Source organism: Paenibacillus guangzhouensis, from assembly GCF_009363075.1.
GTDB classification, from domain to species: Bacteria; Bacillota; Bacilli; order Paenibacillales; family Paenibacillaceae; genus Paenibacillus_K; species Paenibacillus_K guangzhouensis.
Map to the genome: position 1 here is coordinate 299,554 of NZ_CP045293.1, position 15,864 is coordinate 315,417.

The 15,864-nt window shown below is 46.9% G+C and carries 26 protein-coding genes; 23 read left to right on the forward strand and 3 right to left on the reverse strand.

The genetic code is table 11. The features are described from left to right. Positions 1-10 precede the first annotated feature (10 nt). From GCU39_RS01440 to GCU39_RS01535, 22 genes are all read left to right on the forward strand, one after another. On the forward strand, positions 11-244 hold the full coding sequence (locus tag GCU39_RS01440; protein WP_152391873.1) for a hypothetical protein: 234 nt from the start codon (positions 11-13) through the stop codon (positions 242-244). A 39-nt stretch (positions 245-283) separates the two neighbouring features. Then, complete coding sequence (locus GCU39_RS01445) at positions 284-670, forward strand: hypothetical protein (RefSeq protein WP_152391874.1); 387 nt, start codon at positions 284-286, stop codon at positions 668-670. Positions 671-697: 27 nt separating this feature from the next. Continuing rightward, positions 698-1,150, forward strand: a complete 453-nt coding sequence (locus GCU39_RS01450; RefSeq protein ID WP_152391875.1) for an NUDIX hydrolase — start codon at positions 698-700, stop codon at positions 1,148-1,150. 98 nt (positions 1,151-1,248) lie between these two features. Next, complete coding sequence (locus GCU39_RS01455) at positions 1,249-1,776, forward strand: DNA topology modulation protein (protein WP_152391876.1); 528 nt, start codon at positions 1,249-1,251, stop codon at positions 1,774-1,776. A 45-nt stretch (positions 1,777-1,821) separates the two neighbouring features. Next, positions 1,822-2,406: an O-methyltransferase gene (locus GCU39_RS01460; RefSeq protein WP_152391877.1), complete on the forward strand. Its 585-nt coding sequence runs from the start codon at positions 1,822-1,824 to the stop codon at positions 2,404-2,406. A gap of 54 nt (positions 2,407-2,460) precedes the next feature. Continuing rightward, positions 2,461-3,099 (forward strand): bis(5'-nucleosyl)-tetraphosphatase (symmetrical) YqeK, encoded by a 639-nt coding sequence (yqeK, locus tag GCU39_RS01465; protein WP_152391878.1) that lies wholly within the window; start codon positions 2,461-2,463, stop codon positions 3,097-3,099. Then, on the forward strand, positions 3,096-4,019 hold the full coding sequence (locus tag GCU39_RS31305) for an NUDIX hydrolase (protein WP_193726721.1): 924 nt from the start codon (positions 3,096-3,098) through the stop codon (positions 4,017-4,019). Before yqeK ends, GCU39_RS31305 begins: the two co-directional genes overlap by 4 nt. 15 nt (positions 4,020-4,034) lie before the next feature. Next, positions 4,035-4,652 carry an NUDIX hydrolase gene (locus GCU39_RS01475; RefSeq protein ID WP_152391879.1) on the forward strand — a complete coding sequence of 206 codons (618 nt, stop codon included), beginning with the start codon at positions 4,035-4,037 and terminating at the stop codon, positions 4,650-4,652. A 45-nt stretch (positions 4,653-4,697) separates the two neighbouring features. Continuing rightward, positions 4,698-4,838: a hypothetical protein gene (locus tag GCU39_RS31310; RefSeq protein WP_193726722.1), complete on the forward strand. Its 141-nt coding sequence runs from the start codon at positions 4,698-4,700 to the stop codon at positions 4,836-4,838. A 21-nt stretch (positions 4,839-4,859) separates the two neighbouring features. Continuing rightward, the gene (locus tag GCU39_RS01480) at positions 4,860-5,396 is read left to right on the forward strand and encodes a YfiT family bacillithiol transferase (protein WP_152391880.1); all 537 of its coding nucleotides are present in this window, start codon (positions 4,860-4,862) and stop codon (positions 5,394-5,396) included. Between the two features lie 63 nt (positions 5,397-5,459). Continuing rightward, complete coding sequence (locus GCU39_RS01485; RefSeq protein WP_152391881.1) at positions 5,460-5,987, forward strand: cysteine hydrolase family protein; 528 nt, start codon at positions 5,460-5,462, stop codon at positions 5,985-5,987. Between the two features lie 30 nt (positions 5,988-6,017). Continuing rightward, complete coding sequence (locus GCU39_RS01490; RefSeq protein ID WP_152391882.1) at positions 6,018-6,524, forward strand: GNAT family N-acetyltransferase; 507 nt, start codon at positions 6,018-6,020, stop codon at positions 6,522-6,524. A gap of 34 nt (positions 6,525-6,558) precedes the next feature. After that, positions 6,559-6,714: a hypothetical protein gene (locus GCU39_RS31315; protein ID WP_193726723.1), complete on the forward strand. Its 156-nt coding sequence runs from the start codon at positions 6,559-6,561 to the stop codon at positions 6,712-6,714. Beyond that, on the forward strand, positions 6,704-7,132 hold the full coding sequence (locus GCU39_RS01495) for an NUDIX domain-containing protein (RefSeq protein ID WP_152391883.1): 429 nt from the start codon (positions 6,704-6,706) through the stop codon (positions 7,130-7,132). The genes GCU39_RS31315 and GCU39_RS01495 overlap by 11 nt, the downstream gene beginning before the upstream one ends. A 17-nt stretch (positions 7,133-7,149) precedes the next feature. Then, entirely contained in the window at positions 7,150-7,359 is a 210-nt protein-coding gene (locus GCU39_RS01500) for a helix-hairpin-helix domain-containing protein (RefSeq protein WP_152391884.1), read from the forward strand. Positions 7,360-7,380: 21 nt separating this feature from the next. Then, positions 7,381-7,980, forward strand: coding sequence for a GNAT family N-acetyltransferase (locus GCU39_RS01505; RefSeq protein WP_152391885.1), 600 nt, complete (start codon positions 7,381-7,383; stop codon positions 7,978-7,980). After that, positions 7,977-8,180, forward strand: a complete 204-nt coding sequence (locus tag GCU39_RS01510; protein WP_152391886.1) for a cupin domain-containing protein — start codon at positions 7,977-7,979, stop codon at positions 8,178-8,180. The genes GCU39_RS01505 and GCU39_RS01510 overlap by 4 nt, the downstream gene beginning before the upstream one ends. 105 nt (positions 8,181-8,285) lie before the next feature. Next, positions 8,286-9,002, forward strand: coding sequence for a hypothetical protein (locus GCU39_RS01515; RefSeq protein WP_152391887.1), 717 nt, complete (start codon positions 8,286-8,288; stop codon positions 9,000-9,002). A gap of 35 nt (positions 9,003-9,037) precedes the next feature. After that, positions 9,038-9,685: an HD domain-containing protein gene (locus GCU39_RS01520; protein ID WP_152391888.1), complete on the forward strand. Its 648-nt coding sequence runs from the start codon at positions 9,038-9,040 to the stop codon at positions 9,683-9,685. Next, positions 9,675-10,682: a phosphotransferase enzyme family protein gene (locus GCU39_RS01525; protein WP_152391889.1), complete on the forward strand. Its 1,008-nt coding sequence runs from the start codon at positions 9,675-9,677 to the stop codon at positions 10,680-10,682. Before GCU39_RS01520 ends, GCU39_RS01525 begins: the two co-directional genes overlap by 11 nt. A gap of 58 nt (positions 10,683-10,740) precedes the next feature. After that, positions 10,741-11,220, forward strand: coding sequence for a DinB family protein (locus tag GCU39_RS01530; protein ID WP_193726724.1), 480 nt, complete (start codon positions 10,741-10,743; stop codon positions 11,218-11,220). A gap of 9 nt (positions 11,221-11,229) precedes the next feature. After that, positions 11,230-11,796, forward strand: a complete 567-nt coding sequence (locus GCU39_RS01535) for a histidine phosphatase family protein (protein ID WP_227793403.1) — start codon at positions 11,230-11,232, stop codon at positions 11,794-11,796. A 67-nt stretch (positions 11,797-11,863) separates the two neighbouring features. Here GCU39_RS01535 and GCU39_RS01540 read toward each other — a convergent pair whose 3' ends face one another. The 3 genes from GCU39_RS01540 to GCU39_RS01550 all read right to left on the reverse strand — a co-directional run bounded on the left by GCU39_RS01540 (position 11,864) and on the right by GCU39_RS01550 (position 14,151). Then, positions 11,864-12,610 carry an amino acid ABC transporter ATP-binding protein gene (locus GCU39_RS01540; RefSeq protein WP_152397037.1) on the reverse strand — a complete coding sequence of 249 codons (747 nt, stop codon included), beginning with the start codon at positions 12,608-12,610 and terminating at the stop codon, positions 11,864-11,866. A gap of 16 nt (positions 12,611-12,626) precedes the next feature. After that, a complete protein-coding gene (locus tag GCU39_RS01545; RefSeq protein WP_152391891.1) occupies positions 12,627-13,286 on the reverse strand; it encodes an amino acid ABC transporter permease in 660 nt (219 codons plus the stop codon). A 97-nt stretch (positions 13,287-13,383) separates the two neighbouring features. Further along, positions 13,384-14,151 (reverse strand): amino acid ABC transporter substrate-binding protein, encoded by a 768-nt coding sequence (locus tag GCU39_RS01550; protein WP_152391892.1) that lies wholly within the window; start codon positions 14,149-14,151, stop codon positions 13,384-13,386. A 650-nt stretch (positions 14,152-14,801) separates the two neighbouring features. Between GCU39_RS01550 and GCU39_RS01555 the strand changes: the two genes are divergently transcribed. After that, complete coding sequence (locus tag GCU39_RS01555) at positions 14,802-15,863, forward strand: AI-2E family transporter (protein ID WP_152391893.1); 1,062 nt, start codon at positions 14,802-14,804, stop codon at positions 15,861-15,863. Position 15,864: the final 1 nt, after the last annotated feature.

The window sequence follows — 15,864 nt, forward strand, 5'->3', positions numbered from 1 at the left end:
AGTGTCCGACATGAGTCATGTAGATAAACGGAATCGATTGGATGAGGAAGTATTCACGTACAGACATACGAAGGATAACAAAGTGTTGATCTATTGGATGGGGAAGCAAGTAACGGTCCTATCGGGAAAGCACAGCGAGAAGTTTCTGTCAAGAATCGCAAACGCCGAGTTTAAGGAAGCTCAGTTGATCATGGCGAAGGCAACCGGGAATTTCAAGCGTGGGAATGAGAAGGACAACAAATAGGCACTAAGCTAGCATATCAACCTATTTCGAGGTGAACGCATGAAAATCAGGATGAAGACATGGAAGCATTACATGCTCTTTATTGCTACAGCTGTCGGTTTGATTTTTCTAATCTCCTATGGCATTAGCTCGTATTATGACTTCCAATATGAGACCGTGACTTTTACAGCGGGGCTTATCGTGCTGCTGGCTGGCTTGTATGGCATGATGGAGGGGAGGTCCTTCGGGAATCATATGGTCGTGCCGGGGAACGTATCTAGCGCGATGCAGGCAACGATCGAACTGGAGCGGGAATTGCAAGAGATCAAACGCCAAGGTCCGTACCGATATGCAGTAGAGAATAGAATCATGAAATTTCGAAGCGTGCCGTTCGCACTTGTTCTCTCGGGGGTGATTAGCTTTGGGATTACTTATTTTATCGCATAGCAAGTGGTTGGGGAGGGAGGGCATCAAGTGAGTCATTCATGGCTAGACACGGTTGAAGTTGATCATGGCATGCTGAAGTACGTCATTATCATTGCACGATATCATGGGAGGGTCATCCTGATAAGACACCGAGAACGAACGGTCTGGGAACTTCCTGGCGGCAAAATTGAATCTGGAGAGACGCCGATCGAAGCCGCGGGCAGAGAACTGTTCGAAGAGAGCGGTGCGGTGGATTTCGGAATTTCTCCCATTGGGATCTATGAAATGGATGGCAGCTATGGGATGGTATTCTACGCCGAGGTCGATACGCTGGGAGAGCTACCTGAATCAGAGATCGCCGAGATTCGCTTGAGCGATGATTTACCGGTAGGATTGAATTACGGTCATATCTACTACGATATCTACGCCAAATGGCTAGAGCTGCGTGGGGATCGATCGTGGACGTTTACGAGATTTAATAGGATTGAGACGAAGGTATAAAGTAACGATAGATTACGCACGACCATGTTGAAAACTCGCCTTGCATCACCCTAGATGAGCTCGGACGGGTTTTGTTTATTAAGGGAAGGTTGAAACGCATGAATCGCATCCTTATTATTGGGTCCCCAGGCTCGGGGAAATCGACATTCTCCCAAGTCGTTGGGGATATTTTATCTCTGCCTGTCATCCATCTGGACCGCTACTATTGGAAGCCGAATTGGGTCTCGACACCGAAGGAGGAGTGGGAGCAGTTCCTCATGGATATAGCCGGGCAAGATCAATGGATTATAGATGGTAATTACAATGGCACGCTCGACCTCAGGCTCCGATATGCGGATACGGTTATTTTCCTGGATATGCCGCGATTGTTATGTATCTATCGGATTCTTAAGAGACGTATCCAATACCATGGGAAGACGAGACCAGATTTGAATGAAGCATGTCCTGAACGATTGGATGGATCATTTTTTCGTTGGGTCTGGAACTATAACAAGCATACAAGGCAGCAAGTGCTGCAGCGGTTAGAACAGCTGGATCCGAATAAGCGGGTGTTCGTACTTAAGAGTCGTAGAGAAGTAAGCGCGTTCATAGACCAGCTAACGTATGATCGCGAGAAGCGGAACTAACAACGAGTACATAGAGAGGAATATATACGAAGCGGAGGGATTACAATGGAAGATCACACGAATATCCATTTGCCAATAGCAACATCAATTCTGATTCAAAAAGCAGCAGAGGTCGGCTTTACGGCTTCATGCGACGTACTCACGGGCAGTTTTCTGCGTATGCTCGCAGCATCTCAGCAACATGCTAATATTCTTGAATTAGGCACGGGTGTAGGCTTCTCGACCGCATGGATTCTGGAAGGGATGGATCGAGAGAGCCGACTAACGACGGTTGAGATGGATGAAGCATGCGCCGCCATTGCGCGTGAGATATTAGGAGTTGATCCGCGTGCGACCTTCGTGACTATGGATGGCGGGCAATTCATCGAACAGCATGCGAAGGAGCAGTATCATGTGATTTTCGCAGATACGTGGCCCGGAAAGTTCTATTTGATCGAGGAAGTGCTGAACATGGTGGCTCCTGGCGGATTGTATATCATTGAAGATCTGAATCCGCAGCCGAACTGGCCGGAAGGACACGGCGCGAAGGTTGAAGAGCTGATCGCGTATTTAGAGACGAGGGACGACTTCTTTATGAGCAAAATGAACTGGTCCACCGGATTGATTCTTATGACGAGGAAACATGGATGATGACCAAAGAGATCTAACATCGGTTAGCCAAATACGGTGCAAAGGAGAGTAAGTATGAACTTTGTATTGCTGCCTTTTATCGAAGGGTTACATTTTACTGGGGATTTATTGCAAGATATCACGCATTTTTTTCAGATGAACGATGACCTCAGAACGTTAGAGCATACCTTGCAAGTCGCGGCTGAAGCCGAGCGTATTGCCAAGCTGTATGGCGTAGATTCAGAGAAGGTCATTCAAGCCGCGCTTCTTCACGATATTAGCAATGTGATTCCGATCTCTGCCATGTTAGATGCAGCAGAGGGATTGGAGCTAGAAATTCTCGATGACGAGCGAAAATATAATCGCAGTGTGCATCAGAAACTATCTAGCTGTATGGCGCGTGAGCTTTTCGGCGTGACGGACTCGGAGATTTTGGCTGCGATCGAGAGTCATACGACACATCAAGCGAATGCTAGTGTTGTAGCGAAAATATTGTTTGTCTCTGATAAAATTTCATGGAATCTACCAGGGGATCATCCGCACCTCGTAGAAATGAGACGGCATGTCGATGCCCATGACATGGATCGAGCGATATTAGTTTACTTGAACCAGATCTGGGAGCAGCGGCATAAGCTGAAGCTTGTACATCCTTGGTTAATCGAAGCGAGGGAAGAGCTGCTAGGGAAAATCACTGACCACAAGGAGACCCTATGAAGCTAATAAAAGAAATTTACCCCCATGGCAATAACTCGCCAAATTCAGAAATATCGTACCGCGTTCGGAAAGCAGCTAGAGCGATCGTATGGAATGATACGAAAAAAATGGCACTTCTGTATGTGTCATCGGACGGTTATTATAAGCTTCCGGGCGGAGGAATTGAAGCAGGAGAGAGCTATGAGGATGCGCTTAGGCGTGAGGTATTAGAAGAAGTTGGTGTTCAAATTGAGATTCTGCAAGAGCTGGGGCATACAATCGAGTACCGGGATCATATTCAGCAGCTTCAATTATCTTATGGCTATATCACGCAAGTACAGGGTGAGAATGGACAACCTGCATTTACGGCATTAGAGCAGGATCAGGGCTTTACGCTGCTCTGGGTGTCAATCGAAGAAGCTGCTCGCCTTATGAAAGAGAACATCCTGAATCATTACGTTGGTCAGTTTATTGTTGCGCGGGATTTGGCATTTATTGAAGAAGTCCTAATGTATCATTATGCTTATGGTGGTATTGTGTTCAATGAAGAAGGACAGGTTCTGATGCGGAGCCCAAGTGGTCATTGGGGTGGGTATGTCTGGACATTTGCCAAAGGCGGAGCCGATCCGAGTGATCGAACGCCTGAAGAGATCGCGCTGCGAGAAGTGCTGGAAGAGACGGGGTACGTGTGCACCATAATTACGCAAATTCCGGGGGAGTACGTATCGGATACATGCACAACTAAGTATTTTTTGATGAAGCCAACTGGAGCAATAACAGATTATGATTTCGAGACACAAGCGGTTGAATGGTGTGATCCGAGCGAAGCGTTTCGGCGAATTCAACGAACGAGTTCGTTGAAAGGCATTGAACGAGATACACAAGCATTGCAAAGCGCAATAGAGACATCGCTACGGCATACCGTAACCGCTCCAGAGTAGAAGAGGAGGTTCAACATGCAATTGAAATGGTTAGAATGGGCGAAGCAGATCCAAGCCATTAGTCAGAATGGGCTGGCTTATTCCAAAGACATCTACGATATCGAACGATTCGAACAATTACGAGACTTAAGTATAGAGATCATGCGTGAATACACAGATTTGGATTCGGAACAGATTCGATCGCTATTTGCAAATGAGACCGGATATGCGACGCCGAAGGTAGATGTTCGCGGTGTTGTTTTTCGAAATAATCAGATTCTGTTGGTAAGAGAGCGTCTCGATGGGGCATGGGCCCTGCCAGGGGGATGGGCAGACGTTGGTCTATCACCCAAAGAAGTCGTAGTCAAAGAAATCCGGGAAGAGTCGGGATTCGAAGTAGAAGCCGTTCGTCTCTTAGGCGTGATCGATAAGAAGTTTCATCCTCATCCGCCTTCACCCTTCCACGTCTACAAATTCTTTATTCTTTGCGACATCATCGGTGGCGAGGCCCAAGAGGGGATGGAGACGCTGCAGGTTGAATTTTTTGATGAGGCCTTTTTACCGCAGCTATCAACAGAACGCAATACAGAGCAGCAGGTACGAAGATTGTTCGAATACCTGCGTAATCCGGAGCTTGATGTATTTTGCGATTAATCGGGTTGATTGTTGAAGTATATTTATGAAAACGGGGTATGAACAATGACTTTTTCATGGGGATTAACAATCATTCAGCTATTATGGTTCGTATTCATCGGAATTGCTATTTATTTGTTGATCCTTCTCATTCAACTCGCCCGTAGAGGGATTAAAGCACTAGATAAATACAATGGAGATCGATAAATCAATAAGGAGAATCTATCTATGGAAAATCGCGTTCCTGACCTCATACGATTCCCCATCGGTTCGTTTGAACCGCACGTAAGCATGACAGATGAAGAGCGTATCCAGGTCATTCATCAGATTCCCGAGATCAGTCGTCGATTGAGAGCAATCATAGAGGAGCTAACCCCAGATCAATTTGATACATCCTATAGGCAGGGCGGCTGGACGATTCGGCAGATCGTTCACCATCTCGCAGATAACGATATGAACGCCTATATTCGATTTAAGCGGGCATTGACGGAAGATGAACCGATGGCGAATACGTACCGAGAAGATCAGTGGGCGGAACTCCCTGATTACCAAGCAACCCCGATCGAAGACTCGATTGCCTTATTAGAGCTGCTTCATCGGCGGTTCTACGTGCTAGTATGGGAAATGAAGCCTGAAGCGTTTAGACGAAAGCTTCGCACCGTCGTAGTAGGAAGCATCACGCTAGATATTGCACTCCAACGGTTTATATGGCATAACCGCCATCATCTCGCGCAGATCGAATCGGTACGATCAAATATTAACTAGACAGTACGAGTACGGTTCAGAAAAGCATGTTCCCCATAGATCCTATTCAGAGGTGAATCATTGATGAGCACATCGAATCAAGCACTCATTATCATTGATGTACAGCAAGCCATGTTCGATCCGGCAGCACCAGTCTATCAAGGGGATGCACTGCTGGAGAAATTACAGGGATTAATTGTTCAAGCGCGGTCTAATCATATTCCGATCGTCTATGTACAGCATGAAGAGGAAGAAGGGCCCTTAGTACGCGACACGCCGAGTTGGGTGATTCACCCGGCGATTGCGCCGGAAGCGGGAGACGTTGTCGTTCACAAAAGCACTCCCGATTCCTTCTATCAGACAACGCTGCAGCATGAGCTAAGAAAGCGGAACATTCATGAGACGATCCTAGTCGGAATCCAGACCGAACTCTGTGTAGATACGACGTGCCGAGCGGCTCGTAGTCTTGGTTTTCAAGTCACATTAGTGCAAGATGCGCACAGTACGTTCGATTCTGCCGATCTGAAGGCAGAACAAATCATTCAACATCATAACCAAGTGTTGCAGTCGTTCGCGAGCTTGAAGAATGCTAATGAGATTACTTTTAAATGATAGATATGAAGCAGGAAAGTAGGGAGATCAATGAATATTCAGTGCAGAAGGATCCATAAGGGCGACCCGGCGATCATCTCGCGTGCATTCGCAGAGCAAGGCTGGAACAAGCCGCAAAGCTTATACGAGCGTTATGTAGAAGAGCATCGGAAGGGAGAGCGCGTTACGATCATCACCGAAGTGGACGGAGCTTTTGCGGGATATGTGAATGTGCTATGGCATTCTGGTTATCCGTCTTTTCATGAACAGGGGATTCCGGAGATTAATGATTTTAATGTACTCATTCAATATCGCCGTCAAGGGATTGGGTCCATATTAATGGATGAAGCAGAAGCTGTTATTCGGGAGAGATCGGCTGTCGCAGGCATTGGCGTGGGATTATTCTCCGACTACGGGAATGCTCAGATCCTGTATGCGAAGCGCGGCTATGTGCCAGACGGGAAAGGCATATACAGTGCTGACCGATACGTGGGCTATGGGGATATGGTCCGCATTGACGATGATATTGCGCTCTATTTAACGAAAGCATTGCGTTAGGTGGTGCTACTGTCGAAGAGAGGTGGACAAGGAGATGCAGATCCGATTAGCCTCAGCGAAGGATATCGATGGAATCGCTCATGTTCATGTCGCAAGTTGGCAGACGACATATCCGGGAATTATCGCGGATTCGGTGCTATCAATCAGATACATTTCGGGTCTACAAGGAGTACCATATTATGAAGATTAGAAATTCTGTTAAGGCCATTATTATACAAGACAATAAATTGCTCGTAACGAAGCTAGAGGACGAAGATGGCATATATTATTTGTTGCCTGGGGGAGGCCAGGAAGCGGGAGAGAAGATGCATGACACCGTGATCCGTGAATGCATGGAGGAGACAGGCTATATCGTAGAAGTGCAAGGGCTGATGTTCATCCGAGAGTGTTTTCTCGTTGCCGGTACGCACCGCGTTGAGATGATGTTTCGATGTCAAATCATTGGTGAGACGCAGAGGACGATTATGGATCAGAACCAGCTAGGAATCGAATGGATCGATATGGATCGGATAGAGGATAAACCGTTATTTCCAGCAGAGCTTCGGACACGAATCAAGCTGTCGCATGTGAACGTAGAACAGCCGATCTATTTGGGTGAAATGCAGTAACAAATGGAGGAATTACGATGAATAAGAAGCTTACTAGTCCAAATGATATCCCTAGCGGATTATCGCAACCGGCACTACGTGCCCTTGCCCATGCCGGGTTAACGAATTTAGAACAGATCTCCAAGCTAACTTTGCAAGAATTTAAGAACTTGCATGGGATTGGACCTACGGCGGTGAAGCCGATTGTAGAAGCTATGGAAGCGAAAGGTCTCTTTTTCTCGAAGTAGTCTGTGAAGGAGTATAGGTTGATGGATCAGATAAAGCCAATCATTAATTTCTCTGGGCCTAAGGTTAGTTTAGGTCCTCTAAGTCGTGAATATGTTCACCTCTATTATCAGTGGAATAACAACTTTATCATTAACCGGACGACAGCCAGCATGCGACCCGTTACGTATGAGGAGCAATACGAGGCATTTGAACAATATAGCAAAAATAATAATTTTATATTCTTTACGATATTTGATCGTGCGACACTGGTGCCCATTGGCCTGACGTATCTATCTAGCATAGCTGACCGTAATGCGGAATATAGCGTTGTGATTGGCGAAGCCGACTTCCATGGCAAAGGCTACGGCACAGAAGTCACGCAGCTCATGCTAGAGTATGCCTTCAAAATTCTCGGTTTACATAATGTCATGTTGACCGTCTATGCCTATAATTCAGCAGGAATACGAGCATATGAAAAGGCAGGGTTTCGTGAATATGGGAGACGGCGAGAAGTGAAATTCTATCAAGGCAGACTGTGGGATCAGGTTCTAATGGACTGCCTATCAACAGAGTATACCGATCGTCTCGTTGCAGAGTTCCATGATGATGATGAAGACCGGACACCAGGAGGGCAACTATGAAAATAAGCAAAACGAACGCAGATCACTACCTGGTGAATGGAGAATTATTTCAATTAGATCCGCAAGAGGGGATTGAGGTTCCGCCGCATATCCCGCATCAAATTTTCAATCGATCCAATGCAGATATGGAGTTTCTTGTCATTTCGCAACCGACAAGCGCGGGGGATCGGGTCGTTGTTGAAGGAAGTTCTGAGTACTAGTACATACAAATATTCGTTGCATTTCTGAAACCCATATTATAATATATGGAAAATCCAGGGTACTTATCGACGCTGGGCGTATACGATCCTAAGGAGGAGAGCCGAATGACATCCTTCGAGTTGGACAATCAAATGCGGAGCATGAACTTGTTAGAGACAGCATGGCGAGCCTATACTCAGAATTTCTGGAAAATATTGATCATCATCCTGATTGTTGCTGTGCCTGTTGAGGCGCTAATCTTTGTGATCGAAGCCCCTATACCAGAAAATGCCTACGGCCCTCTGATTCTAATCAATTTATTATCAAGTGCAATCCTAACGATCATCCCGGCAGCAATCATTAGTATGATATTCCTGAAGATCGAACATGGCGAAGAGATTGGGATCGGAGCAGCATTTCGCAGAGGACGTAAATATTGGTTCAAGCTTATGCTCTATATGATCATTGTGAGAATCATGACAAGTATAGGCTTACTGTTGCTTATTATTCCTGGGATCGTCATTGGGACACGCATGCTCTTCGTTCAGTATGTCATCATGCTGGAGGGAACTTACGGCAACAATCCGATCGGGCGAAGCAACGACATGGTTAAGGGAAGGACTGGGCAATTTTTCCTTATCGCGGCAGGCATTGGACTTGCTCAAATGGGATGTAATTATCTGTTCCAAACATATGTCCATCTTGACTCATGGCTGCTGAATTTAGTGACTGGCATGCTCTCGGAGCTCTTCTTCGAGTTTATGACGGTGTTATTTTTCATTGCTTATCTCTATATTCGAAAATACGAAAATCCTGAGCGAATCATTACATTTGATGAATAGAACAAGTAAACAAGTAACTTCAAAGGGGGTGGCACATGCCCAGGAGGAAAGAACATATTATCGAACTCGCCGAGCAATTCGCCCGAGAGTTCTTGACGTCGGATCCGAGTGGACATGATTGGTGGCATGTTCATCGCGTTCGCAGCTTAGCGCTTGAGATCGCGGAGCGCGAGCATGCGGATGCCTACATCTGTGAGTTGGCAGCGCTGCTGCACGATGTGGCGGATGTGAAGCTGAATGCATCGAAGCAGGAGGGCTTGGATCGTGTACGAATTTGGCTGGAGGATGTAGAAGAAGACCCAGCTGTTATTTCGCACGTCATGGATATTATTGCGAACATGTCTTACAACGAAGGGCGTAATGCACCACTAACCACAATTGAAGGTCAAGTCGTGCAGGATGCAGATCGTCTTGATGCGATCGGCGCGGTAGGCATCGCTAGGACCTTTGCTTACGCGGGGTCGCGAGGACATCTCATGCATGAGCCGGGGGACCAGCGAACGAACACGAAGACAGCGATCGCCCATTTTTACGAGAAATTGTTGAAGTTACAAGGATTAATGAATACGGATTATGCCAGAACATTGGCAGCTGCAAGACATCAGTTCATGGAGACGTTCTTGCAGCAATTCCATGCGGAGTGGCCAGAAGTTAAGGAGGTATACAGGACAGATGATTCCTGAGATTAGTGCATTATATACAGATCAGATATTACATGAAGCAGCCCGCCGATATGGTGCGAGACCGGAAGAGGTTCGGTCGCTTGGCGGGTTCGAGAGTTTTGTCTACGAATTTACGAAGAACGGCGTGGACTATGTTCTCAAAATCACACATACGATACGTCGGAGCGTGAACTACATTCGCGGGGAGATCGAATGGGTGAACTTTTTGGACGATCAAGGAATCAAAGGCAGCCGCGTCGTTCCATCCGAGCAAGGCCTTCTCATTGAAGAGATTGAAGCAGAGGAAGGCGCCTTTCTCGCGATTGCCTACGTCAAGGCACGCGGATCCGCCATCACGGCAGAGGTGTGGGATGAGCCGTTATTCGAGCAATGGGGCGCGATGCTCGGTCGAATGCACCGGCATACGAAGGCGTATGAAGTCAGTTCTCCGTTGATTAAGCGTCAGGCGTGGGATGAGGAGGAACAACTGCGCGCAGACAAATATTTGCCGGCAGACGATCCGGTCATTGCCATTGTAGAAGAACGGCTGAATCATCTGCGTTCGCTACCCGTCACGCGAGATACGTACGGACTGCTGCATACCGATTTGCACCAGAAAAATTTCTTCCTCGAGAATGGCGACATATATCCTTTTGATTTTGACGATTGCGGTTATACGTATTTCGTCAATGATATCGGTATTACATTGTATTATGCGATGCGATATGCGCCTAGGAAGTATGATGACGTAACCACATATGCACGCAGGTTTTTCCGTACTTTTATGAAGGGATATCTCCGAGAAAATACAATCACGGCCCTGGAGATCGCGTACATTCAAGATTTTATCAAGCTGCGCCATCTGCTGCTGTATATCGTATTCAATCAAGTCGGCATCCTCTCGAGGGAAACGGAGGAACAGCAGCAGAAATTGCTGCAGCATCAACGCGAAGTTATCTCCGAGGAGCCGCTGGTACCGCTTGATTTCGTTGCGGAGTTCCGTTCTATGCAGGTGTAAACATAGTGCAGCGCAGCCGCTACGCTAGAAATATAATAATACGATGGGGGTATGGGCTATGGAGCATTACGTATTCAATCAATTGCGTTTCGTCCGTCAGACGTTGTTAACAGTTGTGGATGGGGTTACCGAAGAAACGGCTCACCGTGTTCCAGACGGATTCCGGAATACGATCCATTGGAATCTAGGACATATTTATGTCGTATTCGAACGGTTTGCATTCCAATTCATTGGACTGCCGATGCAGCTTCCAGAAGGATTCAAAGAGCAGTTCGAGAATGGCACGTCCCCACTCACTCGGCCGGAATCGGTAAGTGTCCCGAGTCTTGAGGAATTGAAGAGCCTATTGGCACAGCAGAACGATCGGGTGCAAGCAGCACTAGAGCATCGTCTGCAGGAGCCGATCGATCCGCCCTATACAACGTCGGCAGGGATGTTGCTCGGATCGCCAGAGCAATTTCTAACTTTTAATCTATATCATGAAGGCATGCATCTGAATGCGATCAAACAATACAAGGCTATATTATCTCGGGTCTAGGTGAACGCCATGCGAACAAATATTTACTTGGTGAGGCACGCGGAATCGCCTTTTCGATACGGTGAAGAGCGAGAACGAGGGATTTCCGAAGCAGGGGCTCAGGCAGCAAAGCGGGTGGCAGACCTCCTACGGATGGAAGGCATTGACGTCGTGGTCACCAGTCCTTACGCAAGGGCGCTTCTCACGGTTCAGCCGTTGGCAGAACAGCTCAAGCTGCCGATTCACTCATATGAAGGCTTGCATGAACGTTTCGTCGAAGGGGATCATCAGGTGTCTTGGGAAGCGAAAAAACAGGCGGTCAAGAAGTCTTTCGAGGATCCGGACTATGCGATGGATGGCGGGGAGTCGACGAGGGAGGCGCAGCAGCGAGTTATTCCGATCCTAATGGATCTCCTCGATACATACCACGGCAAACGGATCGTGATCGGTACGCATGGCAATATCATGACGGTCATGATGAATTATTATGATCAGAGCTATGGGTATGATTTCTGGGAACAGACGACGATGCCGGATATATATCGGATGACTTTCGAAGGAAATCAGCTTCTGCAAATCGTACGATTATGGAATTGAAGCGATACAATTAAACAAGACCTCTCCAGCGGATCATTGAATCCATAGGGGAGGTCTTGTCATGTTATTACGTATAACTGCTGCTCAAGAATGTACGTGTGCGTTCGGATTGCGGGTTCGTGAACAACTGCTCTGGTGTGCCTTGTTCGATGATGTCCCCGCCGTCCATGAACAAGACGCGATCCGCAACTTCTCGTGCGAAGCCCATTTCATGCGTGACGACGATCATCGTCATTCGCTCTTCTGCAAGCTGCTTCATGACTTGCAGCACCTCGCCTGTCAATTCCGGGTCCAAGGCGGAGGTCGGCTCGTCGAAGAGCAGAATGTCCGGGTTCATCATCAGTGCTCGGGCGATTGCGACACGCTGCTTCTGCCCGCCGGAGAGCTGTGACGGGTAGGCGTTCGCGCGGTCCGAGAGACCGACCTTGGCGAGGAGCGCCGTGCTTCTGCGGCGCACGTCTGCTGTCGACTCGCGCTTAACCTGTAGCGGAGCAAGCTCGAGATTCTGCGTTACCGTCATATGCGGGAACAGGTTAAAATGCTGAAACACCATCCCCATCCGGGAAGTGATGTCGCGGATTTCTTGCGCCTTCACATACGCTCCTTGCTGGACAAGCGGCTTGCCTCCGATTCGTATGCTTCCGCCTTGCACTTCTTCGAGATGGATAAGGCTGCGCAGCATCGTACTCTTGCCTGATCCTGAAGGCCCAATGACAGCAATCACTTCATTTGAGTTCACGTCAAAAGAGATTTTCTTTAACACTTCAACCATACCATAGGATTTCTTCAACTCGGATACTTCGATCATTCCCATATTCGCCATTCCTTTATTAATCAAATTTCAATCGGCGCTCCAGCCATTTGAAGAAGAGGGTCAGTAAGAGCGTCATCAATAAATAAATAATCCCTGCGTAGATGTAAGGCATTAAGGTGAAATCGCGATTCACCGCCGTCTGTGCAAAATGCAGCAGCTCCGGCACAGCAACCGCATAGAGCAGCGCGGTATCCTTCACGAGCGTAATCGATTCGTTCGATACGGCGGGCAGCGCGATTCGGAACATTTGCGGAAGAATAATCCGAATCAGCGTCTGTCTACGGTTCATACCGAGTACTTGCGCAGCTTCATACTGCCCTTTGTCAATCGCGAGCAAGCCGCCGCGGAAGATCTCCGCATAATAAGCCGCATAGTTCAGAATGAAGCCAAGGCAAGCGGCGACGAATCGATCCAGTACCAAATATTGGCCTATGCCTGGAATCATCGGGAGTCCGAAGCAGATGACTAATAATTGCAAGAGCAGCGGCGTACCGCGCATGAGGTAGATATAGATGCCAGCTAGACGCGAGAGCAGCTTTACGCGGCTATTTACGGCCAATGTCAGTAAGAAACCTAGCGGGATCGAGACGATAATGGCGATGAAAAATAATAATACCGTCATCTGCGCGCCTTCCAGCAGCGGTTTGATAATTTTGATGAAATAATCAGATGTCATAGCGTACATTCCTCTCCGGTGTTACTGATGTTCTATGTCACGGAAACAAAACAGGCTTTCCCGAAGAAAGCCAGCTTGTCCATTTGATATCATTTGCCTACTTGAGGACTTTATCCTCGCCGAACCATTTGTTCGAGATTTTCGCAGCCGTACCGTCTTGATTTAGTTGATCAAGCGCACCCTGCAGCTGTTTAAGCAGCTCATCATTGCCTTTTTTCACGCCAACCCCATATTCTTCAGGTGCAAGTGATTCATCTAGCAGCTTGAAGCTGTCTTTTTCCTTCGCCATGTAGTATTTCATGACGACCTCATCGATGACGACCGCATCGACGCGTCCGGACTTCAGGTCACTTAAGGCGAGTACGTTGTCTGCAAATTCCGTAACGGTCTTAACACGCTCATGAATCGGGTTCGCAGCCAGCGCATCCGCCGCAGATGAGAGCGTCTGAAGTCCAACCACTTTGCCGTCGAGATCAGCAAGCTTCGTAATCGGAGAATTGGCTAGCGTCACGACGACCTGTGCATTTTTGAGGTATGGCTTGGTGAAGAGCACTTTTTCTTTACGTTCATCGGTAATGGTATAGCCGTTCCAGATCAAGTCGATTCGACCGCTGCTCAATTCCGATTCTTTCGTCTGCCAGTCGATCGGTTGGAATTTGACCTTCTTGCCCATCTTTTCTACAGCGGCTGTCGCATAATCAATATCAAAGCCGACGAGCTCGTTGTTCTCATCTCGGAAGCCAAGCGGAGCGAACTTATCATCGATGCCGATGACGATCGTATCTTGGTCCGAAGCGCCGGAACAGCCAGTCAGAATAGCGAATAATGTAACGAATACGAGTCCAATGATTGCGGTACGTTTCATGAAGTATAACCACCTTTATCTAATATAAAACACTTTAGTGTGTTACCACGTTATCAGAATCCTATGATAGCATACTAAAGCAAAATCTGTCGACCGCTGCTTGAAATATTATTTGTCGAACCACGATATTGGAATTATTTGTATATAAAAGTTGGAGGACTGTGTTACATTTAAAAAAAGATCAAAGAAAATTTAAAGGAGTTGAAGGGATATGGTTCATGGGTTTCGTCAAAGAAGTATTGCCGAGGAAATTCATTGCGAAACCAGCACGGAAGCGTGGATTAATGAATGTTTTAGCGGCATCGTACCGATATATAGGATGTACAGCTTTCCCGTGATTGCAACGTACGGTGTAGTCACTTCGCGATTGATCCTAGGTGGATCAGCCTAATTTCTGCCGTTTTATTTTACATGACAGATCGTTTATTACGTGAGCTCGTAGAACGTCAATTATGTGGTTTTACGCCATCCTAAGCCTGTTGATTCCGCTTGCAGTATAGTTAGGCTTCATGTCCAACGTCGGGGTTCAGGGTTAATTGACGAGCAGGATTGGCAATTAATTGTTGGAACGGAATGGCTGTAAATGCGTATAGGTATGATATGTGTCAAAAATCATAAGATAGAGATAAGTGTCGGGCAGGAGTGAATGCATGGTTAATTTCTTTCGAAGCAATGGGTTTAAGCGGGTTATTATTCTAATCGGGATCGCTCTTGCACTTTATTTGATGCAGAGTATGATCAATCTTATTCTGATCACGTTCATCTTTACCTTCTTGATGAATCAACTCTCCACGATTACGACAAAAGGGATCAGGCGTATCGTTCCCATCAATGAGAAAGCCGTGATTGTCACGCTTTACCTCCTCTTAGTCGCCGGGATCGTGGCCGTCATCTACAAGTATTTGCCGATCGTCACCCAACAGATTACGCAGTTGATTGATATCATTACCGGGTTCAATCTCGATCCGAATGATAATGAGATCGCGAGGTATTTGGCTCCAACGTTTGAGAAGATTGAACTTGATAAGTATCTGGGGCAAGGTTTTGATCTCATTCTCAAAAATATTACGAACATCGGTAAGATTAGCATGCAGGTGTTCATGGCTATGATCTTGAGTTTGTTCATTCTCCTCGAGAAGAAGCGTATTGCGGAATTTACATCGAAATTCAAAGACAGTAAGATCGGTCCATTCTACGATGAGCTGGCGTACTTCTGCAAGAAATTCGTTCGCTCTTTCGGTAAAGTAATCGAAGCGCAATTCGTGATTGCCGTCGTGAACTGCGTATTGTCTGTCATTGCCTTGTGGATCATGGGCTTCCCGCAATTGATTGCACTCGGTATTATGATCTTCCTGCTCGGATTGATTCCTGTCGCAGGGGTCGTCATTTCATTGATTCCGCTCTCTATTATTGCTTACAGTATCGGCGGATTAATGTATATTATCTATATTCTGATCATCATTGCGATCCTACATGCGATCGAAGCGTATTTCTTAAATCCGAAGCTGATGTCAGCGAAGACGGATCTTCCGATTTTCTACACGTTCATCGTATTGATCTTCTCGGAACATTTCCTTGGCGTATGGGGATTGATTATCGGGATTCCGATCTTCATGTTCCTTCTCGATATCCTAGAAGTCACCTCTTCACCAGAGGATGAGCTGTATAAGCAAGCTTCTGCACAAAAGAAACAAGATAAACGAATCGAATAAC